This window comes from Aquisalimonas sp. APHAB1-3 (assembly GCF_048323695.1).
Classification (GTDB): Bacteria; Pseudomonadota; Gammaproteobacteria; order Nitrococcales; family Aquisalimonadaceae; genus Aquisalimonas.
This window is the reverse complement of record NZ_JBLWFT010000003.1, coordinates 1-24,715: the sequence shown is the minus strand read 5'-3', so window position 1 is coordinate 24,715 and position 24,715 is coordinate 1. Positions and strand designations below refer to the sequence as shown.

Sequence of the window (24,715 nt, the reverse complement as noted above, 5' to 3'; positions counted from 1 at the left end):
AACCCCGCCTTTCCCTTGACATCGATCAAGACGAAACCACCCATCATAAATATAGAGTTTGATATACATGTTTAGTCACGGAGTGAGGCAGGAACGATGTTGACCGACGCGCAAGAAGCGATCATCGAGCAGACGGCGCCCGTGGTCGCCGAGCATCTGGAGGCGATCACGCAACGGTTCTATCCGCTGATGTTCCAGCGGTACCCGGACGTCATGGCGTTCTTCAACCAGAAGCACCAGGGCAGCGGTGACCAGCCGCGGGCGCTGGCGCAGGCCGTGCTGGCCTACGTGCAGCTCCGCAAGACGCCGGGCGCGGCCGACGGTGCGCTCTCGACCGCCGTGCACAAGCATGTCTCCCTGGGCATCCAGCCGGAGCATTATCCGATTGTCGGCGAATGCCTGCTCGAGGCGGTGGCGCAGGAGCTGGGAGATGCCGTCACGCCCGAGGTGGTGGATGCCTGGGGCGCCCTTTACCAGGAGCTTGCCGATCTGCTGATAGCGGTGGAGGAGCAGTACTACAGCGCGTTTGCCAGTCGGCCCGGCGGGTGGCGTGGGCTGCGGCGTTTCCGCGTGGCCCATCGGCGGCGGGAGAGCCGGGTGATCACATCGTTCGAACTGGAACCGGAAGACGGCCGTCCCGTCGCGGATTTCGAGCCGGGGCAGTACGTGGGAATGCGACTGGTCATCGACGGCGAGCCGGTCTACCGCCACTTCAGCCTGTCCGCGCCACCCAACGGCCGCAGCTACCGGGTGTCCATCAAGCGTGAGCCGGACGGCTACGTCAGCCGCCACTGGCACGAATCCATGGACGTGGGCGACACCGTGGACCTGCTGCCGCCGGCCGGCGAGTTGACGCTGGTGCCCGGGAACGACCCAGTGGTGCTGGTCAGTGGTGGTGTCGGTCAGACGCCGCTTCTGCCCATTGCGCACCGCGCCCTGGAGCACGGGCGCGAGGTGGTTTACATCCACGCCGCGCTGAGCCCGGACCATCACGCCCTGGCCGACGATGTGCAGGCCCTGTGCGCCAGGCATCCGGACCGGATGCGCGCCGTCACCGTTTACGAGGAGGCGGCAGACGACGCCGGTGCGGACCATATCGGGCGCGTCGACCGCTCTCTGCTGGCCCGGTACGCGCCCGATCTCGAGGCACAGTACTATTTCGTCGGCCCCGGTGGCTTCATGACCGCCGTGAACGAGGGTCTGGCCGCCCTGGGCGTGCCCTCGGAGCGGCGTCACTACGAGCGCTTCGGCCCGTCACGCCCCCTGGCCGGCTAAGGGGATTTGCGCCGTGCCCGACCGGCCCGCGTGCGCGGGATGACCCGTTCATCCTGCGCACGTGCGGCCCATCGCTGCCTGCCGCATCCCGTCGCATAACCCGCGCCTCCGCACCATCACCCCCGCGAGACTGGCATCACCAACACAGCCAGCCCCTTGCGGAGGACGCCATGACCATCACAACACGCACCACCATCGGTTTGATTCTGGGCCTGGGACTCACCGCTGCCCACGCCACCGACCTGCGAGTCACCGTCGAGAACGTCGAGCCGGATACCGGGCACCTGATGGTGGCCCTCTACGATGACGAGGCGGCTTTCGACGCGCGCGACGGAGCCGTGGAGGAGATCCGCAAGTCCGTGGATGGCGAGTGCGTCGTGCTTACCTTCACCGGCGTGAGCGCCGGCGACTACGCCATTGCGGCCTTCCAGGATCTGGATGGAGACGGTGAACTGAACACCAACCTCGTGGGCATGCCCCGTGAGCCCTGGGGCTTCAGCCGGGACGCCTCGGGCGGGATGGGGCCGCCGGATTTCGGCGACGCCGCATTCACGGTGGACGGCGATGCCGTGGACATGTCCATTCGTCTCAACCGGCCGTGATGAGGAGGTCATCATGAATCGCAGGGATTTCATGCGTTTGATGGGCTTGAGCGGCGCCGGGCTGGTTCTGCCCGGCTCAGTGACCCACGCCCTCGCCGGTGAGGCGGCGATGCCGGACTGGCACCTGGGGTTTCAGAACCCACGTGCCGAGGAGCTGCACACGCCGTCACTCAAGCTGGACGGCAGGTTGCCGAAGGCCCTGACAGGCACGTTCTACCGCAACGGGCCCGCACGGCACGCGTTGGGTGACCGACGCTACAGCCATTGGTTCGACGGGGACGGCATGGTTCACGCATACCGCCTTGGGGATGGCCGCATCAGCCACCACGCGCGCTTCGTGGAGACGCCCAAGTACATCGCCGAGACCCGTGCCGGGGCGTTCCGCCGCCCGGCCTTCGGCACAGTGTTTCCGGATGCGGAGCGTGCAGCCAGCCCCGATGCCATCAATGTGGCCAATACCAACATTCTGCCCTTTGACGATCGGTTGCTGGCCCTGTGGGAGGGAGGTTCGGCCTGGGAGGTGGACCCGGAAACTCTGGCCACCGGCGACCGGGTGACCTGGAGTGATGACCTGGCGGGCGCGCCGTTCTCCGCCCATCCAGCAGTGGACACCGACGGCACCCTGTGGAACTTCGGTGTGGTCCCCGGCGACGGCGCGCTGGTGCTCTACGAAATTGCGCCGTCCGGGAAGCTGCGCCGGGCCGACGTGGTGGCGCTGGACGCCTCGCCCATGGTGCACGACTTCGCCATTACCCGCCGGCACCTGGTGTTCCTGCTGCCGCCGTTCCGGCTCGACCCGGAGCGTTTCGGCAGCGGCAAGAGTTTCGTGGATAGCCACCGCTGGTATGGCGACGACGCCATGCAGGTGCTGGTGATCGACAAGAGCGACTGGGGGCGCCGGCGCTGGTTCGATCTGCCCGCCGGCATGCACTTTCACGTCGGTAACGCCTGGGAGGACGGCAGCGGCGTCATCCGCTTCGACTACACCCGTTACGACAACGCCGACTTCGTCACCAGGGCCGCCCGCGGCCTCATGCGCGGCGAGGATATTCCCCATGCCGGTGGCCACACCGCGCTGGTGCGCCTGGATACGCGCAACGGCCGGATCGATCAGCAGATCATGACCGAGGAGACCGAGTTCCCGCGTGTGGATCCGCGCCGCACCGGCGAGCGTTACCGCCAGCTCTATACGACAGTGCGCACCGAAACGGCGGGCCATCCGCTCTCCAATGGTGTGATGCGGCGTGACATGGAGAGCGGTGTGACCGAGCACTACGACTTCGGCGCCAGCGTGATCACCGAGGAGCACGTGTTTGTGCCGGGTGAGGGTGGCGAGGGAGACGGCTGGTTGATCGGCACGGCGCTGGATCTGGAACAGCAGGTCTCGCTGCTGTCGGTGTTCCGGGCCGGGGCCCTGGCAGAGGGGCCGGTGGGGCAGGCCCGACTGCCGTACCCGGTGCCGCTGGGCTTTCACGGAAACTGGAAGGGAGCGTGACGATGGAGACCTACACTCTGCTGAAGCTGCTGCACATCCTCGGTGCCGTGCTGTTGCTGGGGAATATCATGGTGACCGCCTGGTGGAAGGCCATGGCCGACCGCAGCCGCAACCCGGTGGTGCTGGCTTTTGCTCAGCGCCAGGTGACGCTCACCGATATCCTGTTCACCACAGTGGGTGTCCTGCTGCTCGGCGGCAGCGGTTACGCCATGGTGTTCACCGGGCCCTGGAGCCTGGATACGCCGTGGCTCGACTGGGGGCAGACCCTGTTCCTGGCGACGGGGTTGATCTGGGTGGGCATTCTCATCCCCATCCAGGTGGCGCAGGCGCGCATGGCCCGCGCCTTCGCCAGCGGGGGCGAGATCCCCGTCCGGTACCGGCAGTTGTCGACGCTATGGATGGGGTTCGGCGTCGTTGCGGTGGTTTTACCGCTGGCCGCGTTCTCGCTTATGGTGCTGAAACCGGTATAGGAGGCGCGCGTGACAGGCGAACAGGGCAATGCAGGGTCTGAAGGCCTCTCCGGCTGGGGCGGCATGCGCCTCCACTGGCGATTGCTCTGGACGCTGGTGTTCAACAGTCTGATCGCTGCGTTTCTCACCACCATCGGCTATGGCGGCACGTTGGCCGTGAACATGGCGTTCTCCCAGTGTATCGGGCTGAGCATCTTCGTCATGCTCGAGCTGGTGCCGTTCCGACGGCTGGAGCGCGGGCGTCTGGTTGCCGGGGTTGCGACTGCCGTGTTGATCGGGGCGCTGGCCGGCGTCCTGCTCGCTCTGCTGGTGACCGGCGTCGCGGACGAGCGCGCCCGGGCGCCGGTGACCGTCTTCCTGCAGACGGTGGTGATCGCGCTGCTGTTCGGGGGCATCGCCGGCTATTATTTCTTCAGCCGGGAGCGCCTGCTGCGCACCCGCACCAGCCTTCAGGAGCAGGAGCTGCGCCGTGTGGAAGCCGAGCGCGACCGTGCGGCCACCGAGCTGCGCCTGCTGCGGGCGCAGATCGAGCCGCACATGCTGTTCAACTCCCTGGCCCACGTACAAAGCCTGGTGGACACAGACCCCGAGCGCGGCAAGCGCATGCTTGGCTATTTGATCGATTACCTTCGCTACGCCCTGGTCCACGCCCGCGAGCCGCGCACCGTGCTCGGCGACGAGATCCGGCTGCTGGAGAGCTATCTGGCCATGTACCGCATCCGCATGGGCGAGCGCCTGGATTACACCCTGGAGGTCCCCGATGCGCTGGCGGCCGAGCCCGTGCCCCCCATGCTGCTGCAGCCCCTGGTGGAGAACGCCATCAAACACGGCATCGAGCCGCTGGTGGCGGGCGGCACCGTGCACGTTGCCGCCGGCTTGGAGGCCGGGGTGCTGTGGCTCAGTGTCCGCGATACCGGCCAGGGGCTGTCTGACACCGGCGGCGGCACCGGCGTGGGCCTTGCCAATCTACGTGAGCGCCTCGTGGCTCTTTACGGGCAGCGGGCGCGGCTCGCCATTGAGGCGTGCCCCGATGGCGGCGTGCTGGCACGGCTGGAGCTGCCGCGGGAGGGGGCATGAGCCTAACCGCGGTCATTGCCGACGACGAGGCCGAGCTGGCAGCCCATCTGCAGCGCCAGCTGGCCGCCGCCTGGCCGGAGCTGGACGTGGCGGGGATCGCCCGCAACGGGCCCGAGGCCCTGGAGCTGCTGGAGCGGGAGCGACCGTATGTGGCATTTCTCGATATCCGCATGCCGGGGCTGTCGGGGCTGGAGGTGGCAAAGCGGCTGACCGCGCAGTGTCGCGTGGTGTTCGTGACCGCCTTCGATCAGTATGCGGTGGAAGCCTTCGAGCAGGAGGCGGTGGATTATCTGCTGAAACCAGTGACGCCGGAGCGGTTGGCACGCACGGTGGAGCGGCTGCGACGGCCGTCGGCGCCGACCCACGACCCAGCCGCGTTGTCGGCGCTGCTGGAGCGGCTGCAGGGGCCGAAGGAGCCGGAGTACCTGCAGTGGATTCGCGCCGGGCTGGGCGAGCGCGTGCAGCTCGTCGCCGTTAACGAGGTGTTCTATTTTCACGCCAGCGCCAAGTACACCAGCGTGGTCACGGCCGGCGATGAGTTCATGATCCGCACGCCCATCAAGGCCCTGGCGGATCAGCTGGATCCGCAGCGGTTCTGGCAGATCCATCGGGGCACCATCGTCAACGCCAGCTTGGTGGAGGCCGTACATCGGGAGTTCGGCGGCCGACTGAGCCTGACGCTCAGAGGCCGTCCGGAGTCCCTCACCGTGAGCCGCCCGTTCGTGCATCTATTCCGGCAGATGTAGAACGGGCGGCGGTGGACGACTGACCTTTCAGCAGGTCAGGTCTCCACCACGATCTCGAATCCGCCGTAGATCAGCCGTTTGCCGTCGAACGGCATGGGGTTTACTTCGGGCTGCAGGCGGGCGTCCTTCATCAGCCGTGGCATGGCCTCGTCGCGCACGGCGCGGGAGGGCCACAGGATCCACGAGAAGATCACCGTCTCGTCCGGCTTGCACTCCACCGCCATGGGGAAGGAGGTCACTTCGCCGTCCGGCACGTCATCACCCCAGCACTCCACCACCTTCAGGGCGCCATATTCCTTGATAACAGAGCCGGCGTCGCTGGCGTGTTTGATGTACTGCTCGCGGTTGGCGGTGGGTACCGCAGCCACGAATCCGTCAACGTAGGTCATGGTCGTTATCCTCGTTCGTCCTTGGGGGGTAGTTCCCTGGTGGGGCGCACTTCGATACTGCCGAAGCGCGCCGGAGGGATCCGGCTGGCCAGTTGCAGGGCCTCGTTCAGGTCGGCGGCCTCGAGCAGGTAGAAGCCGGCGAGTTGCTCCTTGGTTTCGGCAAACGGGCCGTCGGAGACGATCACCTCGCCGTCGCGAACGCGCACGGTGGTGGCCGTCTCCGTTGGCTGCAGGGGCTGACCGCCCAGGTACTTCTCCTGTGCACTGAATCGCTCGACGCCGGCAATACACTCCTGGTTCAGATCGTGCCACTCCTTTTCGCTCATGGCGTTGATGATGCCTTCCTGGTAGTACACCAGTGCCACGTACTTCATGGTGCGTCCCTCCCGGTGTTGTCGCTGCAGTGGTCGATTTCGCAACTGATCATCCAGCCGATCCCGAAGCGATCGTCGACCATGCCGAAACGGTGCGCCCAGAAGGTCTGCTCCCAGGGCATGACGATGCTGCCGCCGTCCGCCAGCCGGTTGAACACGGCTTCTCCGCGTGCAGGGTCCGCGAACTCCAGGTGAATCCGGGCGCCCTGAGGTTTCGTATAGCAGTCGCCGGCCATGTCGGCGCCCATGATGCGCCGGCCCCGGAGGTTGACCGAGGCATGGATGATGCGGTCATGCCAGTCGGCGGGGGTGTCCGCGGCGGCGGGCGTCTCGCCGAAGGTGAGCATGGCCTCGACGCTGCCGCCGGTGACATCGGCGTAGAACGTCATGGCTTCCCGGCAGTTGCCGGAGAAGACCACGTGCACGTTCATGGCCGTGGGCAGCTGCGTGAGCTGGTCACCGAGGGCGCCGTGCTGGTCTGTCGCAGGACCGGGCTCAAAATCCTCCATGGCAAAGAACCGCCGCAGCTCCAGGGTGACGTTGCCGTCGCCGTCCGAGCGGGGCCAGCGCATGGCCCAGTCCAGCGCCTCCCGGGGGGAGTCCACGTCGAGAATGGTGTATCCGGCGATCAGTTCACGGGTTTCCGTGAACGGGCCGTCGGTGACGGTGGGCTCGCCGTCGCGGAACTCGATCCTGTACCCGTCGCGGCTGGGTCGCAGCCCGTCGCCTCCCTCCAGAACACCGGCGTGCAGCAGGCGTTCGTTGTAGTCCGCCATGTCCTTGAGCAGCGCCTCCGACGGCATCACGCCGTCTTCGGTGTGCGGGTCCGCCTTGCGGATGAGCATGTAGCGCATGGTTGTGTCTCCTCTGTCGTTTCTTCCTTGTCGCGCGGCGGAATCCGGAATCGACAGCCGCGTGCACGGGAATTGTTCAGTGCGACATCGATTGTGGTTGTATTTATCATTTGATTAAGAGAGCATCTGATAAACAAAAACACTGTTACCCGCTGCGGATGGGTGCTCCATCGGTAGCGTCGGTCGGAGGAGAAGCTGATGAAACCTGCCCAGTTCGCCTATGCGCGGGCGAAGGATTTGCCGCATGCGCTTGCTTTGTGGGCCGAGGCGGGCGAGGACGCCCAGATCCTCGCCGGGGGCCAGAGCCTGATTGCGGGCCTGGGGCTCCGCCTCGCGGATACGCCTGCGCTCATCGACATCAACCACGTGCCCGATCTCGCCGGGGTGACCGAAAGCGGTGACCGTATCCGCATCGGTGCCATGACCCGCCACGCCGACCTGGCGCGCAATCCGCTGGTGGCCGAGCACGCCCCGGCCATTGCCGAGGCGGCGCCATTGATTGCCCACCCGGCCATCCAGGCGCGCGGCACCATCGGTGGCTCGCTGGCCTACGCCGACCCCGCTGCCGAGTTTCCTGCCTGCGTGGTGGCGCTGGACGCCGAACTGGTGGTTCAGGGGCAGGGGGGTGAGCGCCGGATTCCCGCCGCCGACTTCTTCCTCGGGTTGTACGAGACGGCCCTGGAGCCCTTCGAGCTGTTGACCGCCATCGAGATTCCCAAGGCGGGCAGGCGTCGGCAGACGGTTCAGGAGCTGGTGCGAAGGCATGGCGACTACGCCATCGTCGGCATTGTCCTCGCCGCGGATGTACAGGGCGACACCCTCGGCGCGGCGAAGGTGGTCTACTTCGGCGTCGGTGACGCTCCGGTGGTGGCCGAGGGCGCTGCGCGGGCACTGGAGCAGGGCGACGTTAGCGCCGCCCTGAAGGCCCTGAACGACGATCTCGACCCGCCGGGCGATCTCACCGGCGGGCCGGAAACCAAGCGCCATCTGGCACGGGTCATTCTGCAGCGGGCCATCAATGCGCTGCGGGCGCAGTAAGGGGAGCGGGCATGAGCGAGAACGGTTTTGCACACGAAGTGGACGTGACGGTCATCGTCAACGGCGAGCGCGTCTCGCGCCGCGTGGACGCACGCCGTCACCTGGTGGATTTCCTGCGTCTGGACGTGGGCCTCACCGGCACGCACACCGGCTGCGAGCACGGTGTGTGCGGCGCGTGCACGGTGCAGGTGAACGGCGACGTGGTTCGCGGCTGCCTGATGCTGGCGGCCCAGGCGGATGGCGCCGAGGTGTGGACCGTTGAGGGGCTCTCCGACAACGGCTCCCTGGATGCGCTGCAGAAGGCGTTCGTTGAGCGCAACGCCCTGCAGTGTGGCTTCTGTACGCCGGGCATGCTGATCACCGCGGCGGACCTGCTCGCCCGTGACGCGAAGCCGTCGCGTGAGGAAATCCGCGAGCACATCTCCGGCAACTACTGCCGGTGCACCGGTTACGAAGCGATCGTCGACGCAGTGGAAATGGCGGCAGGCACCCGTGCAGGCGCCACCCAGGCGGGAGGAGGCTCGCAATGACTATTGATCTCAACCAGGTCGATCGACCCAACAGTTATATCGGCAAGACGGTGCCGCGCCCCAACGCCCGCAAGCTGGTGGAGGGGCGGGGGCAGTATGTGGACGACGTCCACCTGCCACGCACGGTGCACGTGGCCTACCTGCGCAGCCCGTACGCCCATGCCCGCATCAACGGCATCAATGCCGACGCCGCGAAAGCGATCCCGGGCGTGCTGCGCGTGTTCACGGGGCACGACCTGAAGGACGTCTGCACCCCCTGGGTCGCCACACTCGACCACCTCAAGGGCATGAAATCCGCGCCGCAGCATGCGCTCGCCGTGGACCGGGCCATGTGGGTGGGCGAACCGGTGGCGGCAGTGGTGGCCGAGAGCCGCGCCGTGGCCGAGGACGGTGCCGCCGCGCTGGAGGTGGACTTCGAGCCGCTGCCGGTGGTGGCGGACATGGAAACCGCTCTGGACCCGGAGACTCCGGTGCTGCACGAGGAGCTGGGTGACAATCTCACGTTTACCCGCACCCATGAGTCCGGTGACCTGGCCGACGCGTTCGCCTCCGCGGCACACGTGGTGGAAGAGACCTTCCACACAGGCCGGCACACCGGTGTATGCCTGGAGCCGCGCTCCATCCTGGCGGACTTCAACCGCTCCGAGAACCAGCTCACCCTCTATGCCGCCACCCAGGCGCCGCACATGATCCAGTCGTCGTTCGCCAAACACCTGGATCTGCCCGAGGGCAAGGTGCGGGTGATCTGCGGCGATGTGGGCGGCTCCTACGGCATCAAGGTGCACATCTACCCCGACGAAATGGCCACCGCGGCCATCTCCCGCGTGATGGGCCGGCCGGTGAAGTTCATCGCCGACCGGCTGGAGTCGTTCACTGCCGACATCCATGCCCGGGATCACCGCGTGAAGGCCCGCATGGCCGTGGACAGCAACGGCAAGATCACTGCCCTGGAGATCGATGATCTCACGGGTATCGGCCCCTATTCCGTGTATCCGCGCACCAGCGCCATCGAGGGCAACCAGGTGGTGAACCTCTGCGGCGGGCCCTACGACCTGGCTAGCTACAAGGCCACCACCACGGTGGTCATGCAGAACAAGGCGCCCATGTGTCAGTACCGTGCCGTGGGTCACCCCATCGCCTGTGCGGTCACCGAGGGTATGGTGGACCTGGCCGCCGAGGCGCTGGGCATGGATCCGGTGGAGCTGCGTCGGCGCAACCTGGTGCCCGACGACGCCTACCCCTATACCGCCGCCAGCGGCATGAAGTTCGAGGGGCTGTCCCATCACGCCAGTCTCGACAAGCTGCTGGAGACCATGGGTTACGATGACCTTCGGCGTGAGCAGCAGGCGCTGCGTGACAAGGGCGTCTACCGCGGCATCGGCATCGCCAGCTTCATCGAGCTCACAAACCCGAGCCCGTTCATGTACGGCATCGGCGGCGCGCGCATCTCGGCGCAGGATGGCGCGACCGTGCGCATGGACCCGGACGGGTCCCTGGTCGTGCTCTCCGGGGTCACCGAACAGGGACAGGGCACCGAGGGCATGCTCGCGCAGGTGGTGGCCGAGAGTGTCGGCGTGCCCATGGAGACGGTGAAGGTGATCACCGGTGACACCCAGACCACGCCCTACGGTGGTGGCACCTGGGCGTCCCGCGGTGCCGGCATCGGCGGTGCCGCCGCCTTCCGCGCGGGTCGTGCGCTGCGCGACAACATCATTCAGGTGGCCGCGGCCATGCTGCAGTCGACCCCGGATGCGCTGGACATCATCGACGGCGCGATAAAGGATCGAGCCACCGGCGAGGAACGCATGCCGCTGGCCGAACTCGGGCGCATCGTCTACTTCCGCGGCGACACCTTGCCCAAGGATCTGGACCGGGAGATGGTGGCCACCCGCCACTACATCACCAGCGACTACCCGTTTGCCTTCACCAACGGTATCCAGGCCAGCCTTGTGGAAGTGGATGTGGAGACGGGGTTCGTCAAGCTGCTCAAGCACTGGTGCGTTGAGGACTGCGGCCGGGTGATCAATCCCCAACTGGTGGACGAACAGATCCGCGGCGGCATCGTGCAGGGGTTGGGCGGTGCGCTGTACGAGGAGTGTGTGTACTCCGAGGAAGGCCAGCTCGAAAACGCCAACATGGCTGATTACCTGGTTCCCATGGCTTCGGAAATGCCGGACATGGTGATCGGCCACGTGGAGACGCCCACCCAGGAATCGGAGCTGGGCGCCAAGGGGGCAGGGGAAGCCGGTACCGCGGGGGCACCGGCGGCCGTGATGAACGCCATCAACGACGCCATCCGGCCCTTCGGCGGCCGGGTCACCCGCATGCCGTTCACGCCGGAGCGGGTGCTCGCCGTCCTGGGCAAGGTCCCGGATCCGGACGGCCGCTGACGGCGTGCAACGGACACGATAAAAGGCCGGCATTACGCCGGTGATTAGAGAGACGGAGGAGACACCATGAAACGAATCATCCAGTCGCGGAAGACCGCCGGGCTCAGCGCCCTTGCGCTGAGCGCCCTGATCGTGGGAAGCACCGCCTCGGCCACGGAGACCGTCCGTGTCGAGATCGGCTCCAGCCACCCCACCCAGAACATCTGGGTCTGGGCCATGCAGAACGTTTTCCAGCCGGAAGTGGATCGCATCCTCGAGGAAAACGGCGGTAACTACCAGGTCAACTGGCGCGAGTCCTACGGCGGTACCCTGTTCGACTTCGGCGACACGCGCACCTCGCTGCGCGACGGCATCGTCGACATCGGCATGGTCGGCACGGTGTGGGAGGGCTCCGACATGCCGCTGCAGAACGTCACCTACTTCACGCCGTTCGCCACCGAGGATCACGAGCTACTCATCCAGATCTTCGACGAGCTCAATAGCGAGGTGGACGCGCTGGTGGACAGCTGGAGTGCGCAGAACATGGTGCACCTGTCCTCGCTGATCACCGACAGTTACGACGTCTACGCCACCAGCCAGGTGGAGAGCCTGGATGACCTGCAGAACATGCGCATCAATGCCCCGGGCTCCTCGGCCAACTGGCTCTCCGGAACCGGTGCCACGCCGGTGGATGGCGCCCTGACCACCTATTACACCAACATCCAGACCGGCGTAACCGAGGGGGCGCTGTCGTTCGCCACGGGCATCGAACCCACTCAGGTCTACGAGGTTGCCCCGGAGCTCACCCGCGTGGGCATCGGCGCCATGTACTTCGGCAGCGTGGCGGTGAACAAGGACTTCTTCGAAGGCCTGCCTGAGGAAGTCCAGGATGCCTTCCTGGAGGCCGGCAAGGAGACCTCCCTGCGCCACGGTGAGTACGTGAGCGACCAGATGGACCAGGCGCTGGAGAAGATGCAGGCGGAAGGCCTGAACGTCAGCGAACTGCCCGAATCCGAGAAGGAGCGCTGGGTGGAGAGCCTGCCGGAGAGCATCGTCGAGGAATGGCTCGACATGGGCGGCGACGATGCCGAGGAACTGCTCAAGGCGTACTTCGATCTGCTGCGCGAGCACGGCGAGGAGCCGTTGCGCGACTGGGACAACATCGTCCGCTAAAGCCGGCAGTTGCTGAAAGGGCGCACCGGCCACGGGCCGGTGCGCCGGTCGGGTTCGTCGAACCGGGGGTGCGCCGTGGGCAGCACTGAAGAAGAACTCCGCGACACCATCAAGGGCGGAGAGGGCATTGAGGCCGGTCTGTTCCGTTACATCCCCATGGTGTTCGGGGCGCTGGGGACGGTCTGGATCGTTCTGCTGATGTTCCTGATCGTCGCCGACGTGGTCGGCCGCAATTTTCTCAACATGCCGATCACCGGGGTGGCCGAGTTTGCCGGCCGTTCGGTGGTGGCCATCGTCTATCTGCAGCTTGCCTGGGCCGTGGTGTCCGGGCGTCTGACCCGGGCCGGGTTCGTGCTCAACCTGCTGGCGGAGCGTCTACCCCGAGTGCGCTGCGGGCTGGAGATCCTCTATCTGCTAATCGGCGCCACGCTGTTCGCCCTGCTGATCACCGCATCCTGGGGCCAGTTCGTGGATGCCTGGGTGAGCGGGCAGTACTTCGGTGTGCGCGGGCAATTCACCATGCCGACCTGGCCGTTCCGGGGGCTGGTGGTGCTTGGGTCCGGGCTGGCACTGCTTGCCTGTCTGGCGCTGGTTCCCGCCAATGTCCGCAGGCTCATTGAAGGGAGGGCGGAAGTCGTATGACGGACCTTGGTCTCGGGCTGACGTTGATCGCCCTGCTGTTCTTTCTGGTCATCATGGGGCTGCATATCGCCGTCGCTCTGATGAGTGTGGCCTTTGTCGGTGTGTGGCTGGTGCGGGATAATATCGACCTCGCCTTCAACCTCATGTACATCGCCGCGTACAACGGCATCTCCAATTACATATTCGCCACCATCCCCCTGTTCGTATTGATGGGATTGCTGGTGAGCATATCCAACGTGGGGCGCGACACGTTCGATGTGGCCGCCTCGCTGTTGCGCCGGATCAGCGGTGGGCTCGGCATCGCGACCGTGTCGGCGAACACCGTGTTCGCCGCGGTCACCGGGGTCTCCATCGCCTCCGCGGCGGTGTTCACCAAGGTGGCCGTACCGGAGATGGCGCGGCTGGGCTACAACAAGGCGTTCGCCGCCGGGACGGTGGCGGGCAGCTCGGTGCTGGGCATGATGATCCCGCCCAGTCTGCTGCTGATCGTCTACGGCATCCTTGCCGAAGTCTCCATCGGCCACATGTTCCTGGCCGGGGTGCTGCCGGGGCTGCTGCTGGCGGTGAACTTCGTGGTCATGATTCTGCTGCTGGCCCGCTTCGCGCCGAACATGGTCTACAACATGGCCGAGCAGCTGAAAGAGGCGCATGGGCGGGAAGCGGAGCGCGTGATGGGCCTTGGCGAGATCTGCGTCAAGCTTGTGCCGATTCTGCTGCTGGTGGCCCTGGTGCTGGGCGGTCTGTACTCCGGGTTCTTCACACCCACGGAAGCCGGTGGCGTCGGCGCGTTCGGAGCGCTGGTGCTGGCGCTGGCCCGGCGCAGCCTCAACGTCTCCCGCGCCTGGCAGGTGCTGTGGGAGACCGGTAGCGTGGCCGTGGGCATTCTCATCCTGCTGATCGCCGCGAGCTTCTACAGCCGCATGCTGGCCATGGTCGGCATGCCGGCCGAGATCGCCATGTTCGTGCAGGACGCGGGCTTCGGCCCATACGGCTTTCTGCTGATCTACGTGATCATCGTGCTGCTGCTCGGGATGATTCTCGACTCCACGTCGATCCTGCTGATCATGACCCCCATCGCCGTGCCCATTGCCCAGGACTTCGGCTTCCATCTGGTGCACTTCGGCATCATCACCGTCATTGCCGTGGAGATCGGGCTGCTCACGCCGCCATTCGGGATCTCCATCTACACGGTGAAATCGACGTTGAATGACCCGAATGTGTCCGTGGAGTCCATCTTCGTCGGCGTGCTGCCCTTTGTCGCGATCATGCTGGTCACCCTGGTCATGGTCGCGCTGGTACCGCCGTTGACGCTGGCATTGATCTGAACCGAATGAGGAGAAACACACTGTGGATATCCGTGGTGAGTACGACATCCCCGCCGATCGTCAGACGGTCTGGCAGGCCATCAACGACCCCGACGTGCTGCGTGACTGCATTCCCGGTTGCGACGCGTTGACGCCCACGGATGACGGATCCGGGTTCGATGCCACCGTCACCGCCAAGGTGGGCCCCGTGAAGGCGACGCTGAACGGCACGGTCACGCTCACTGATGTCCAGGAAGCGCAGCGTTACACCATTGTGGGCGAGGGCAAGGGTGCCGCCGGTTTCGCCAAGCTCACCGCGCCGGTGACTCTGGAGGACAACGGCGATGGCGGGACGCGCCTGAGCTACACCGCGCAGGCGCAGTTGGGCGGCAAGCTGGCGCAGCTGGGGTCGCGGCTGGTCCAGAGCACCGCGCGCAAGTATGCGGATCAGTTCTTCGGTGCGCTGAACGAGCGCCTGTCCGGCGGCGAGACGGCAGCAGCTCCGGCCGACGCCGGGGTCACCACGCAGGGTGAGGGCGGCGGCAATACCTGGATGATCTACGGTGGTGTCGGCCTGGCGGTGCTGATCCTGCTGCTACTGTTTCTGCTCTGACGCGCAGCGAGCGGTGAACAGCGCCAGCAGCTGGCTGGCCATGGCGGCGCCGAGCCGTTCCGCCGTCGGAATGGCGACGGCGTTGCGGTAGTAGGCGGTAACGTCATGCCCGATGCCGATGGCCGCGAGCTCCACCGGCGAACGCGCCTCGATATGGTCAATGACATGACGAAGATGGGCCTCCAGCAAACCGGGCGGGTTGGCGCTCTGGGTCATGCCGTCCCGTGGCAGTCCGTCGGAGACCACCAGCAGGACCTGCCGGGTCTCGCGGCGGCGCAGCAGCCGCTGATGCGCCCACTGCAGGGCCTCGCCGTCGATGTTCTCCTTCAGCAGGTCGTCCTGCAGCAACAGGCCCAGGTTGCGCCGCGCACGCCGCCATGGCGTGTCGGCGTCCTTGAAGACGACGTGGTGCAGATCGTTGAGGCGGCCCGGTGCCGCGCGCCGGCCATCCCGCTCCCAGGCGGCGCCGGAGGCACCACCCTGCCACGCACGCGTCGTGAACCCCAGCACCTCCACCTTGATGTTGCAGCGTGCCAGCGCCTCGCCCACTGCGACGGCGCACAGGCCGGCCAGTCGGATGGGGCGACCGCGCATGGATCCCGAGCAGTCCAGAAGCATGGTCAGCACCGTGTCGGGAAACGGTGCGGTGGTCTCACGCTTGAAGGGGAGGCTTAGCATGGGGTCGGCCACCACGGAGGCAAGGCGGGTTGCGTCCAGCAGGCCGTCTTCCTGTTCGAACACCCAGCGGCGCCGCTGTTCGCTCATGAGGGCACGCTCCAGCCGCCGCGCCAACCGCTTGATGGCGGCGTGCGCCTCTGGATCTTCACCCCGCAGCTGCGTCCAGAGCTGCTCCAGTCGGGCCGCGTCCAGCGCTTCGGCGGCGCGCGTGGTGTGGTCGAAGGCGCGCGTGTACGCGCGGTACTCGCCCTTGAGACCGGTCGGCGCCTCTCGGACGCCGATGCCGTCCGATCCCGGCGACTGGCCGTCGCCGGCGTCCGGGTTCCCCGCCGTGGGCTGGTCGCTCGCCGCGGGCGGCTCCCCGTTGGACGGGGTGGCTGGCGGCCGGTTGGAGCCGGTGTCATCGGCGGGTGTCGCCGCCCCCGGGATGGACAGTGCCGCGTCCGTGTCGTCCCGCGCATCCTGCGCTGCGTCGTCCGCGGGGGCGGGTGTGGCGTTGCCGTCGTCCGTGGGCATGTCCAGGGCGGCGGGGAGCCGTGCGGCTTCCCTGGCGAAGTCATATGGCTCATGCAGCAGCGTCTGCAGTGTCGGCATGAACGGCGCCAGAGCCGTGGTGATACGCTCCCGGCGGCTACCGACAATGCGCGCCGCTGTGGGTGGCAGCGACCGCCCCGTGAGTTGTTCGCGCAGCCACAGCCCCGCGGCCATGGCCAGAGGCGTGTCCACGTCCGCGGCTGCGGTGTCCGGCAGGGCGTCTCGGCAGCGCTGTTCCAGGGCGGCGTCCAGGTTGCGGGTCACGCCCAGCATCACCCGTCCGGCCAGGGCCGACAGCCGTGCTTCCTCGGCCCAGTCGTACATCGCGCGTGCGGCCGGCGCCGTCGGGGCATGGCGCGCGTGCAGACGCGGCGCGTGGTGGCGGTGCTTCAGGGCTTCCAGGTCGGCGAGGCCGCGGAATGCATCCAGTACGTCTCGGGTGGGTGCCGACGGCAGGGTGGTGTCGAGCGTCAGGTCGAATCGTCTGTCGCCCGCGAGCGTTCGGGTCGTGGCCGCCTGGGCCTGGGCGAAGCGGCGGGACCTGTCAGCCATGCCGGGCCCCGGCCGGTTTCAGTTGGGCGACGCCCGGCTCCGGCACTGGCAGAGACCCCATGCAGCGCTGGTAGTACTCGGCGATGATGTCCTGTTCCAGCGCATCCGCCTTGTTGAGAAACGTGACGCGGAAGGCGAAGGCCGGGTCGCCGAAGATCTCGGTGTTCTCCAGCCAGGTGATCACGGTGCGTGGCGACATGAGCACCGAGACGTCGCCATTGATGAAGCCGGTACGGGTCAGCGCGGCCGTGGCGACCATGCGCGAGACGGTGTCGCGGCCATCCGTGGTGCGCCAGTGCGGGAGTTTGCGCAGGGCGATCTCCACCTCGGTGTCGTGGTCGATGTAGTTCAGCGTGGTCAGGATGTTCCAGCGGTCCATCTGCCCCTGGTTGATCTGCTGCGTGCCGTGGTAGAGGCCGTTCGGGTCGCCCAGTCCGACGGTGTTGGCGGTTGCGAACAGGCGGAATGCCGGATGCGGGGTGATGACCCGGTTGGTGTCCAGCAGCGTCAGCTTGCCCTCGGCTTCCAGGACCCGTTGGATCACGAACATGACATCGGGGCGGCCGGCGTCGTATTCGTCGAAGACCAGTGCCACCGGTCGCTGCAGCGCCCAGGGCAGCAAGCCTTCGCGGAACTCCGTCACCTGCACGCCGTCACGCAGAACGATGGCGTCGCGGCCCACCAGATCCATCCGGCTGATATGGCTGTCGAGGTTGATTCGGATGCAGGGCCAGTTCAGGCGTGCGGCGATCTGCTCGATGTGAGTGGATTTACCGGTGCCATGGAATCCCTGCACCATCACGCGGCGATTGTGGGAGAAACCGGCCAGTACCGACAAGGTGGTATCGGGGTCGAAATGATAACTGGCGTCGATATCCGGAACGTGGGCGGTTCGCTGGCTGAAAGCAGGCACCTGAATTTTTCGTTGAAGGCCGAAGGTATCGGCTGCATCAACGCGCGTATCGGGTTGCATTTCCTGAAGCGGATCGGCGTTATTGTCGGTCATCATTCCTGTTCCGATGAGAGTATTTCAGGCGTATTCGCGATTGCACTCAGGCGGATGTCCTGTCGCTTTTCGCATGGGGCGGGAAGCGGCGATTCGCGAGGTGACTCGATGGAGCGCGCAGGGCGGCCCGTGCTATCATTACATCCCATGAGGAGCCCGGATACGCGCCCTTGCGAAGGGCGTCGCAAGGCGCTTGACGGGTGTGCCCGGCGGCGCGGTCGGTGGCGACCGCGGGTTGGGCGATTGCCCGAGCGATACAGTGTTTTCATGTGTGAATCAGATGCAAAGGAGTGTTTCCTGTGAGTAATCCGGGCTCCGAAACAGCCGGCACCAAAAGCCGGCCAAAGAAGCGACTCGATCCCCAGGATCGGGAGCGGCAGATTGTTGATGAAGCAATCCGGTTTTTTGCGGAAGTCGGCTTCGAAGGGCAGACCCGTGAACTGGCGAAACGGCTCGGGATTACCCAGCCGCTTCTCTATCGTTATTTCCCCAGCAAGGAAAGCCTGATCGAGCGGGTCTACCAGGAGACGTTCTTCCAGCGCTGGCAGTCGCGTTGGGACGACCTCATCAGCGACCGCTCCCTGCCTCTCGAGGAGCGCCTGGTGCGCTTCTACAAGGAGTACACCCGGGCGATTTTCACCTACGAGCAGGTTCGCATCTTCATGCTCGCCGGCCTGGCCGGGGGGGACCTCAACCGCCGGTATCTGGCCATCGTGCGCGAGAAACTGCTGGAGCCGGTGTGTCGGGAGATGCGTGAAATCAGCGGCCTGCCCGGTACTGACGAGATCCCGCTCACGGAGGAGGAGGTGCATCTGGCCACGAGCATGCACGGCAGCATCTATTACATGGGCATCCGCAAGTGGATCTACCATTTGCCTTTCCCCGACGATCTCGATCTGCATGTCACCCGCGTGGTGCGCTCCTTCATGCACGGCACACCGCCCACCCTGCGGGAGCACTTCCGCGACAGCTACGCCGTGTCCTGACCGGCTCGCGTCTTGCGTTTTCCCGGAAGGCCGGTAAGCTCGTCCGTAAAATGAGCATTTGATAAATAGTAGCATGGCCGTTGCCGTGATGCAGTTCGAGCATTCAGCGCCGGCCGTGCGGTTTGAACCAACGTCGAGAAGAGGAGAGATGGCATGACGGCATACTGGCTGGCCCTGGTGGATGTGGATGACGAAACGGCCTACAAGGACTACGCGCAGCGCGCGCCGGCGGCCATTGAGGCTTACGGTGGGCGGGTGCTGGCCCGGGGTGGCCGCCGCGTGGGCCTGGAAGGGGCCGAACCGCCGGGGCGGGTGGTGATCATCGAGTTCGACAGCGTTGAGCAGGCCGAGGCGTGCTTCAATTCACCGGAGTATCAGGCCGCCAGGACGTTCCGCAGTGACGCCGCCGATGCCCGGTTCATGATCGTGGAAGGGTTGCAGTAAACCGGCGGCGGAACCTGCCCGCTCAGGAGGCCGGCCCAGTGGCCAGCTCCTTGAGCGCGGCGGGCGTGTCGATGTCCAGGAGGATGCCCGCGCTGTCCACGGGAACCTCCGCCACTGCTTCCGCATTGTCCCGGATGAGTGCCCGGGCACCCCGGTCGCCTTCCAGTGCGGCCACGTCCGGGAAGAGCTGCCGCCCGAGCAGTGCCGGATTGCCCCGCTTGCCTTGATACGTCGGGATGCACGCGGCCCGGCCTTCCTGCGGCGAGAATGCAGCGATGAGCTGATCCAGGTGGGCGGGTGCGACCTGCGGCATGTCCCCCAGACAGACCAGCATGCCGTCCACCGTGTCCGGCAGCGCACGGACGGCGGCCCGCAGTGAACTCGCCAGGCCTTCCGCGTGCTCGGGATTGTGGACCACGACCACGTCGCGCCCGGTCAGTGCGCCGGCGACGCGATCACCTTCGTGGCCGGTGATCACGTAGACGGGGCTGGCCTGGGAGGCTAGGGCGTTGTCGACGCTGTGCTGGATCAGCGCCTTGTCCTGCCAGCTGGCCAGCAGCTTGTTGACCTCGCCCATGCGTCGGGAGTGTCCGGCCGCAAGCAACACTGCCGCCACGCGGGGTTTGCGCTGCGCCGTTCTGGTGGCGGGTTCCCGCGTCTGTGGCCGTTCGCTCGTGTCCTGGAGCAGGCCGCCAATGCCCATGCCGGCAATCACCCCGGCGTTCACCGGCAGATCAGTGGCCAGTCGCCGCAGCACCCAGTCGAGCCCGTTGATCTTCGGGGAGCGGGCACAGCCGGGCAGACCGACGACCGGGAGCGTGCTCAGGCGGCCGAGCAGGAGCAGGTTGCCCGGATCCACGGGCATTCCGAAACGCTCGATGTCGCCCCCTGCGGCGGTCAGGGCCGCGGGAATGACGTCCCGGCGATCGGTAATCGCGGATGCGGCGAGAACGAGAATGCCATCCAGTGGTGCCCCGGCCATCTCCTTCAATGCCTCGGTGATGGCGCCCTCGTCGTGTTCGCACTGCCGGACCATGGCCAGTTCGCAGCCAAGGCCGGTGAGCCGCTGGCGAATCCCCTTTTCGCCCTTCTCCAGAAGTGATTCCTTGAGTGCCGGCAGCCGGGTCAGCAGCAGCCCGAACCGGCGGCGGTGGTAGCGGGCGACACGGATTGCGGGTTTGTCCAGATGCTCGAGGGCACGCTCCAGCAGGGCGGCCGGGACGGCAAACGGGATGACCTTGATGGTTGCCAGCATCTGCCCCGCATGGACCTGCTCGAACGGTGGTACCGTGGCCACCGTCAGCGCCTCGTCGATGTGATTGAAGGTTGTCAGACGTGCACTGTCCAGGGCCGATACGCCGTCGTCGGCGGCGTAAAGGTTGCAGCGACCGGTGAACGCGCGCCCCACCTCCACACCCTCGCCAGCCATGGCGCGTGCGAGGGCATCGGCCACCATGTCCTCGTGGGTGTCGTCCGGGTCCAGGTGCGCAACGGTGACCCCATCGATCCCCTCCGCCTGCAGCTGGGCGACGTCGTCCGCCGAAAGCTGCCGCCCCTTGCTCCAGCGCTTGCCGGCCACGTTCACCGTGTGCACCAGCAGGCCCCCTTCGGCCTCTGCCAGCGGGCATTTTCCGAACCTCATCGGGCGCCCCCCCGGCGCAGGACCTGTGTCACTTCCGCGACGATGCTCAGGGCAATCTCCGCCGGTGACCGCGCGCCGATGTCCAGCCCGATGGGCGCATGGATACGATCCAGCAGTGCCGGGTCCACGTCCGCCGCCTGCAGGCGCTCCCGGCGGCCCGCGTGGGTCCTGCGGCTGCCGAGCGCGCCGACATAGAATGCGTTGCTCTCGAGGGCGGCATGAATGGCCGGATCATCGATCTTCGGGTCATGGGTCAGGGCGACAACGGCGGTGCGATGATCCGGAGTCAGTTCCGCCATGGCGGCGTCCGGCCATTGGTGGTTCAGGGTCGTTCCCGGGAAGCGTTCCGTGGACGCGAACGCCGCGCGCGGGTCGATAACGGTGACGTCGTAACCGGCCTGGCGTGCCATGGTGTTCAGGTGCTGGGCGATGTGCACACCGCCGATGATCAGCATGCGCAGCGGCGGGTTGAACACCTGCAGAAACCACTCCTCGCCGTCGATCTCAACCGGGCCGCTGCGGTCGGTGCGCACGGCGTCCAGCGCCGCCGGGCCGAGCCCGTCGGGCTGCTCCGGGTCGATGATGGACTCCCGACCGTCCGCAAGGCGTGTGGCGAGCACGGCCGGGCGCTTGGCGTCGCGAATCTGTCTCAACACATTGATGGTGGACTGTTTCATGTCACCGGGCCTCCGCCGTCAGGGGCTCCACCAGAATGCGAATGGTGCCGCCGCAGGCGAGCCCGACGCTCCAGGCCACTTCGTTGGTGACGCCGAACTCGAGCACTCTGGGAGCATCGCCGGCCATCACCCCCTGTGCTTCCTGGACCACTGCGGACTCCACGCAGCCACCGCTCACCGAGCCGATCATGTGCATGCGGTCATCCACGGCGAGAATGCTGCCCACAGGCCGGGGTGACGATCCCCATGTCTGGATGACACGGGCAATGGCCACGTTGCGGCCCGATTCCAGCCACTGGCTGGCCGTGCCGAGAATCGCCAGATCGTCATCTTCCGCAAGCACAACGGCGTGGGTGGATGTGTCTGTTGCCATGGCAACCTCGAGGCCCGGAGTTATTGGTCGTTTGATTAATAACGCAGTGGACCTGACGGGTCAAGGCGACAGTCTGCGCCGTTGGGGTGATCCGGGGTTGTCATACGCCACGGTCGTTCCTACCTCTGATGAAGGGAAACGAATATGCGACGATAGGAGCTGGCCATGACGACCTGGGTCTGCTGGTTGGACGATGCCTCCATCGATCGGTTTCGCGGCGAACTGGAGGTGCCGGAGATCAACAACCGCGTGGAGGTGCCGGCGGAGCCCGATCTGCCGGAGTCACACGTGCGGCAACTGGCCATTGATTCCATGATGGTACTGGCGCGTCAGGAGAATCCCGCAGTGGAGCCCGAGCGCCTCTACCGCCTCATGAATGAACTCACGCTGGTGTGCGAGCCTCTGGACAGCTGATGGCCGTGCGCCGCACCGGACGGCGAGCGACCAATGCCCTCGATGCTGACCGGCCTGCTGCTGGCCGTTTTTGTTGTCCATCTTGCCGCCTTCGCGGTGCTCGGTCTCAGGCGCCGGCAGGCGTATTACATCGCGCTGGTGGTGACGTTCTCGCTGTTGAGCGCCTCCATGGCCATGCGGCTTGCTGCACCGGAATCGACCGTGGGTCACGGGGTCCCGTTGCACGATGCGCTGCGCATGCTCGCCTGGCCGGCGGCGACTGTCTCCATCGGCTGGACGCTGCTGCGCGTTCGCGCCCGCGTCGCCGCCCGGCGCGGCTGATCCTCTGCCCGTTTCCCCGATTCGTGCGGTTGCCGTAAGCTGAGCCATCAATCCTTGATGGAGTCAGCGCCGTGGAGCAACCCGTCTACATCGTCACCGGCTCATCGGCCGGTATCGGCCAGGCCTGCGCCGAGCGACTCGCCCGTGCGCGGGCGCGGATCGTGATCAATTACGCCTCGCGCCAGGCGGAAGCCGAAGCCGTCGGCCGACAGTGCCGGGCCCTGGGCGGCGACGCCATCGTCATGCAGGCGGATGTGGCCGATGACGTCCAGTGTAATCAACTGGTGCAGGCCGCCGTGGATGCCTGGGGCCGAGTGGATGGCCTGGTAAACAACGCCGGCACCACCCGATTCGCCCGCCATCATGATCTGGACGCGCTTCAGGCCGAGGATTTCCATGCCATCTTCGACGTCAACGTGATCGGGGCCTATCAGATGACCCGCGCCGTGGCGCCGGTGATGGAGGTGCAGGGCCGGGGCAGCGTGGTCAATATCTCGTCCATCGCCGGCCTGCGCGGTGTGGGCTCCTCCATCGCTTACGCCGCGTCCAAGGGGGCGCTCAACACCATGACCCTCTCTCTGGCCCGGGCGCTGGGCCCGGCCATCCGGGTCAATGCAGTCTGCCCGGGGTTTGTGGAGACGGGCTGGCTCAAGGCCGGCCTGGGAGACGCCTACGAGAAGCAGCGTGCCGCGCATGTTGCCACCAACCCGCTTCAGGACGTGGTGCAGCCCGACGACGTGGCGGAGATGGTTGAATGGCTGCTGACCGGTGCTCCCAAGACCACCGGCGAAGCGATCCTGGTGGACGGTGGTATGCATCTGGGTGCTGGTGGCGGGCGACGCTAGGTCATTGCTCGTCCGGCGGCGATGCCACCACCTGGTTCCGCCCCTTGGCCTTGGCGTGATAGAGCCGGCGGTCTGCGGTCAGCAGCAGCTCGGCAACCGCCTGTCCGTCGTCTGGGAAGACAGCGACGCCAATGCTCACCGTGACCCGGGGTGCATTGCGGCTACGGGTCAGGCTGATGGCCTCCAGCGCCGTTCGAATTTCTTCCGCGATGTGCACGGCGCCGTCGCGGTCCGTGCCGCTGACGAGTACCTGGAATTCCTCCCCGCCCCAGCGGCAGGGCATGTCGCTCGCGCGCAGCCGTTTGCGCAGCAGGTCGGCGAAGGCCACCAGCGCCCGGTCCCCGGCCTCATGGCCTTCCTGGTCGTTGAGTGCCTTGAAATGGTCCAGGTCCATGGAGAGCAGAGCGAAAGGCGTACCGTCGCGAGCCGCTTCCGCATGTTTGCGGGCGAGCACCGGCTCCAGCGCCGCGCGGTTGGGCAGCCCCGTCAGTGAATCGGTGGTTGCCAGGGCCTGAAGCTGTTCCTCGGTCTTCTCCCGCGCGTACTCGTAGGCGTAGGACAGTGCCAGAAGAACCAGCGCGCACAACACCACGTTGGCGATCGGGAGCACCGCCATGAGCTGGGGCTGGTCGTTCATGCGGTAGAAATAGATCACGGCCGCCAGGGTGAGGAACACCACTGCGATGACCAGCCCCCGCTTGCGTCCCAGCAGCAGGTGGGACGCAAGCGGTATCAGAAAGACCCAGACGAAGATCGTTGCCGACCCTTGGGGCGTGGCAATTGCCACCATCATGGTGCTGAAAAAGAGCAGCAGATAGATCAGCAGCCACCGCTGGGGAGTCGGGCTGCGCGTGATCCAGAAGAACAGCCACAACGAGAAGAGACCGATGGCGAATTCCACCGCCGCCAGCGGATAAACCCCACGGGCCACATTCAGCCCCCCGAAGAATAGACACCCGCCGATCGTGAAACCGAGCAGTGTGCGCAGGACCAGGAGCCGTTGCGGATCCAGTGTCGGTTGCTTGTCAATCATGATTTGCGTGAACGGATGCGCTCATGTCAACGGCCCTGCGGTGCCCTCCGGTTTTCGCCGGTGAATCGTCTGGAGAATTCGGGAAGCGTGCCCATGGCTGAATGATTGTTATATCCACGCGAACCGCAACGCCTTGGACTCAAGAATCAAGTGCAACGGATTTTGAGAACGCATGAAGCTCTTCGTTCATGGCCTCTTCGGGTGTTTTCCAGCCGAGCGTTTTGCGGGGGCGCTGATTGAGCAGCCGCGCAATGTCGTT

General features: G+C 66.2%; 27 protein-coding genes. 18 read left to right on the top strand and 9 right to left on the bottom strand.

The window, feature by feature from the left end; all coding sequences use genetic code 11:
- Positions 1-99: 99 nt before the first annotated feature.
- The 6 genes from hmpA to ACNSTU_RS07010 all read left to right on the top strand — a co-directional run bounded on the left by hmpA (position 100) and on the right by ACNSTU_RS07010 (position 5,665).
- Complete coding sequence (gene hmpA, locus ACNSTU_RS07035) at positions 100-1,275, top strand: NO-inducible flavohemoprotein (protein WP_290634367.1); 1,176 nt, start codon at positions 100-102, stop codon at positions 1,273-1,275.
- Positions 1,276-1,445: 170 nt separating this feature from the next.
- Positions 1,446-1,877: a DUF2141 domain-containing protein gene (locus ACNSTU_RS07030; protein WP_290634365.1), complete on the top strand. Its 432-nt coding sequence runs from the start codon at positions 1,446-1,448 to the stop codon at positions 1,875-1,877.
- Positions 1,878-1,890: 13 nt separating this feature from the next.
- Positions 1,891-3,372 (top strand): carotenoid oxygenase family protein, encoded by a 1,482-nt coding sequence (locus ACNSTU_RS07025; RefSeq protein ID WP_290634363.1) that lies wholly within the window; start codon positions 1,891-1,893, stop codon positions 3,370-3,372.
- A gap of 2 nt (positions 3,373-3,374) precedes the next feature.
- Positions 3,375-3,842 carry a DUF2269 family protein gene (locus ACNSTU_RS07020; protein ID WP_290634361.1) on the top strand — a complete coding sequence of 156 codons (468 nt, stop codon included), beginning with the start codon at positions 3,375-3,377 and terminating at the stop codon, positions 3,840-3,842.
- Positions 3,843-3,851: 9 nt separating this feature from the next.
- Positions 3,852-4,919: a sensor histidine kinase gene (locus ACNSTU_RS07015; RefSeq protein WP_290634359.1), complete on the top strand. Its 1,068-nt coding sequence runs from the start codon at positions 3,852-3,854 to the stop codon at positions 4,917-4,919.
- Positions 4,916-5,665 carry a LytR/AlgR family response regulator transcription factor gene (locus tag ACNSTU_RS07010; protein WP_290634357.1) on the top strand — a complete coding sequence of 250 codons (750 nt, stop codon included), beginning with the start codon at positions 4,916-4,918 and terminating at the stop codon, positions 5,663-5,665. The genes ACNSTU_RS07015 and ACNSTU_RS07010 overlap by 4 nt, the downstream gene beginning before the upstream one ends.
- A gap of 35 nt (positions 5,666-5,700) precedes the next feature.
- Here ACNSTU_RS07010 and ACNSTU_RS07005 read toward each other — a convergent pair whose 3' ends face one another.
- From ACNSTU_RS07005 to ACNSTU_RS06995, 3 genes are read right to left on the bottom strand one after another with little or no spacing between them, the layout of a single operon-like run.
- A complete protein-coding gene (locus ACNSTU_RS07005; RefSeq protein ID WP_290634354.1) occupies positions 5,701-6,054 on the bottom strand; it encodes a DUF1428 domain-containing protein in 354 nt (117 codons plus the stop codon).
- A 5-nt stretch (positions 6,055-6,059) separates the two neighbouring features.
- On the bottom strand, positions 6,060-6,428 hold the full coding sequence (locus tag ACNSTU_RS07000; RefSeq protein ID WP_290634352.1) for a YciI family protein: 369 nt from the start codon (positions 6,426-6,428) through the stop codon (positions 6,060-6,062).
- The gene (locus ACNSTU_RS06995) at positions 6,425-7,282 is read right to left on the bottom strand and encodes a YciI family protein (protein ID WP_290634351.1); all 858 of its coding nucleotides are present in this window, start codon (positions 7,280-7,282) and stop codon (positions 6,425-6,427) included. Before ACNSTU_RS06995 ends, ACNSTU_RS07000 begins: the two co-directional genes overlap by 4 nt.
- Positions 7,283-7,480: 198 nt before the next feature.
- Here ACNSTU_RS06995 and ACNSTU_RS06990 point away from each other — a divergent pair, with 198 nt between their 5' ends.
- The 7 genes from ACNSTU_RS06990 to ACNSTU_RS06960 all read left to right on the top strand — a co-directional run bounded on the left by ACNSTU_RS06990 (position 7,481) and on the right by ACNSTU_RS06960 (position 14,951).
- Positions 7,481-8,320 (top strand): FAD binding domain-containing protein, encoded by an 840-nt coding sequence (locus ACNSTU_RS06990; protein ID WP_418212198.1) that lies wholly within the window; start codon positions 7,481-7,483, stop codon positions 8,318-8,320.
- Positions 8,321-8,331: 11 nt separating this feature from the next.
- Positions 8,332-8,850, top strand: coding sequence for a (2Fe-2S)-binding protein (locus ACNSTU_RS06985; protein WP_290634344.1), 519 nt, complete (start codon positions 8,332-8,334; stop codon positions 8,848-8,850).
- Complete coding sequence (locus ACNSTU_RS06980; RefSeq protein WP_290634342.1) at positions 8,847-11,240, top strand: xanthine dehydrogenase family protein molybdopterin-binding subunit; 2,394 nt, start codon at positions 8,847-8,849, stop codon at positions 11,238-11,240. Before ACNSTU_RS06985 ends, ACNSTU_RS06980 begins: the two co-directional genes overlap by 4 nt.
- A 66-nt stretch (positions 11,241-11,306) precedes the next feature.
- Positions 11,307-12,392: a C4-dicarboxylate TRAP transporter substrate-binding protein gene (locus ACNSTU_RS06975; protein WP_290634340.1), complete on the top strand. Its 1,086-nt coding sequence runs from the start codon at positions 11,307-11,309 to the stop codon at positions 12,390-12,392.
- Positions 12,393-12,467: 75 nt separating this feature from the next.
- Positions 12,468-13,034, top strand: coding sequence for a TRAP transporter small permease subunit (locus ACNSTU_RS06970; protein WP_290634338.1), 567 nt, complete (start codon positions 12,468-12,470; stop codon positions 13,032-13,034).
- On the top strand, positions 13,031-14,359 hold the full coding sequence (locus ACNSTU_RS06965) for a TRAP transporter large permease (RefSeq protein WP_290634336.1): 1,329 nt from the start codon (positions 13,031-13,033) through the stop codon (positions 14,357-14,359). The genes ACNSTU_RS06970 and ACNSTU_RS06965 overlap by 4 nt, the downstream gene beginning before the upstream one ends.
- Positions 14,360-14,381: 22 nt before the next feature.
- Entirely contained in the window at positions 14,382-14,951 is a 570-nt protein-coding gene (locus tag ACNSTU_RS06960) for an SRPBCC family protein (RefSeq protein ID WP_290636715.1), read from the top strand.
- Here ACNSTU_RS06960 and ACNSTU_RS06955 read toward each other — a convergent pair.
- Together ACNSTU_RS06955 and ACNSTU_RS06950 are read right to left on the bottom strand one after the other, a co-directional pair.
- Positions 14,934-16,715 carry a cobaltochelatase CobT-related protein gene (locus tag ACNSTU_RS06955; RefSeq protein WP_290636716.1) on the bottom strand — a complete coding sequence of 594 codons (1,782 nt, stop codon included), beginning with the start codon at positions 16,713-16,715 and terminating at the stop codon, positions 14,934-14,936. The genes ACNSTU_RS06960 and ACNSTU_RS06955 overlap by 18 nt on opposite strands.
- Positions 16,708-17,724, bottom strand: coding sequence for an AAA family ATPase (locus ACNSTU_RS06950; RefSeq protein ID WP_290631416.1), 1,017 nt, complete (start codon positions 17,722-17,724; stop codon positions 16,708-16,710). Before ACNSTU_RS06950 ends, ACNSTU_RS06955 begins: the two co-directional genes overlap by 8 nt.
- A 296-nt stretch (positions 17,725-18,020) precedes the next feature.
- Between ACNSTU_RS06950 and ACNSTU_RS06945 the strand changes: the two genes are divergently transcribed.
- Both ACNSTU_RS06945 and ACNSTU_RS06940 read left to right on the top strand, forming a co-directional pair.
- Positions 18,021-18,707 (top strand): TetR/AcrR family transcriptional regulator, encoded by a 687-nt coding sequence (locus tag ACNSTU_RS06945; RefSeq protein WP_290631414.1) that lies wholly within the window; start codon positions 18,021-18,023, stop codon positions 18,705-18,707.
- Between the two features lie 153 nt (positions 18,708-18,860).
- Complete coding sequence (locus tag ACNSTU_RS06940) at positions 18,861-19,151, top strand: DUF1330 domain-containing protein (protein ID WP_290631412.1); 291 nt, start codon at positions 18,861-18,863, stop codon at positions 19,149-19,151.
- Positions 19,152-19,173: 22 nt separating this feature from the next.
- Here the strand turns inward: ACNSTU_RS06940 and ACNSTU_RS06935 are convergent, their stop codons facing one another.
- The 3 genes from ACNSTU_RS06935 to ACNSTU_RS06925 are packed head-to-tail and all read right to left on the bottom strand — an operon-like array spanning position 19,174 to position 21,843.
- Positions 19,174-20,793 carry a molybdopterin-binding/glycosyltransferase family 2 protein gene (locus ACNSTU_RS06935; RefSeq protein WP_290636717.1) on the bottom strand — a complete coding sequence of 540 codons (1,620 nt, stop codon included), beginning with the start codon at positions 20,791-20,793 and terminating at the stop codon, positions 19,174-19,176.
- Positions 20,790-21,470, bottom strand: coding sequence for an XdhC family protein (locus tag ACNSTU_RS06930; RefSeq protein WP_290635136.1), 681 nt, complete (start codon positions 21,468-21,470; stop codon positions 20,790-20,792). Before ACNSTU_RS06930 ends, ACNSTU_RS06935 begins: the two co-directional genes overlap by 4 nt.
- Position 21,471: 1 nt before the next feature.
- Entirely contained in the window at positions 21,472-21,843 is a 372-nt protein-coding gene (locus ACNSTU_RS06925) for an XdhC family protein (protein WP_290635138.1), read from the bottom strand.
- A gap of 165 nt (positions 21,844-22,008) precedes the next feature.
- Between ACNSTU_RS06925 and ACNSTU_RS06920 the strand changes: the two genes are divergently transcribed.
- The 3 genes from ACNSTU_RS06920 to ACNSTU_RS06910 all read left to right on the top strand — a co-directional run bounded on the left by ACNSTU_RS06920 (position 22,009) and on the right by ACNSTU_RS06910 (position 23,423).
- Entirely contained in the window at positions 22,009-22,257 is a 249-nt protein-coding gene (locus ACNSTU_RS06920) for a hypothetical protein (RefSeq protein WP_290635140.1), read from the top strand.
- Positions 22,258-22,290: 33 nt separating this feature from the next.
- On the top strand, positions 22,291-22,578 hold the full coding sequence (locus ACNSTU_RS06915) for a hypothetical protein (RefSeq protein WP_290635142.1): 288 nt from the start codon (positions 22,291-22,293) through the stop codon (positions 22,576-22,578).
- 71 nt (positions 22,579-22,649) lie between these two features.
- A complete protein-coding gene (locus ACNSTU_RS06910) occupies positions 22,650-23,423 on the top strand; it encodes an SDR family NAD(P)-dependent oxidoreductase (protein WP_290635144.1) in 774 nt (257 codons plus the stop codon).
- Position 23,424: 1 nt separating this feature from the next.
- On the opposite strand, the gene ACNSTU_RS06905 is transcribed toward ACNSTU_RS06910, so the two are convergent.
- A complete protein-coding gene (locus ACNSTU_RS06905; RefSeq protein ID WP_290635146.1) occupies positions 23,425-24,456 on the bottom strand; it encodes a diguanylate cyclase in 1,032 nt (343 codons plus the stop codon).
- Positions 24,457-24,715: the final 259 nt, after the last annotated feature.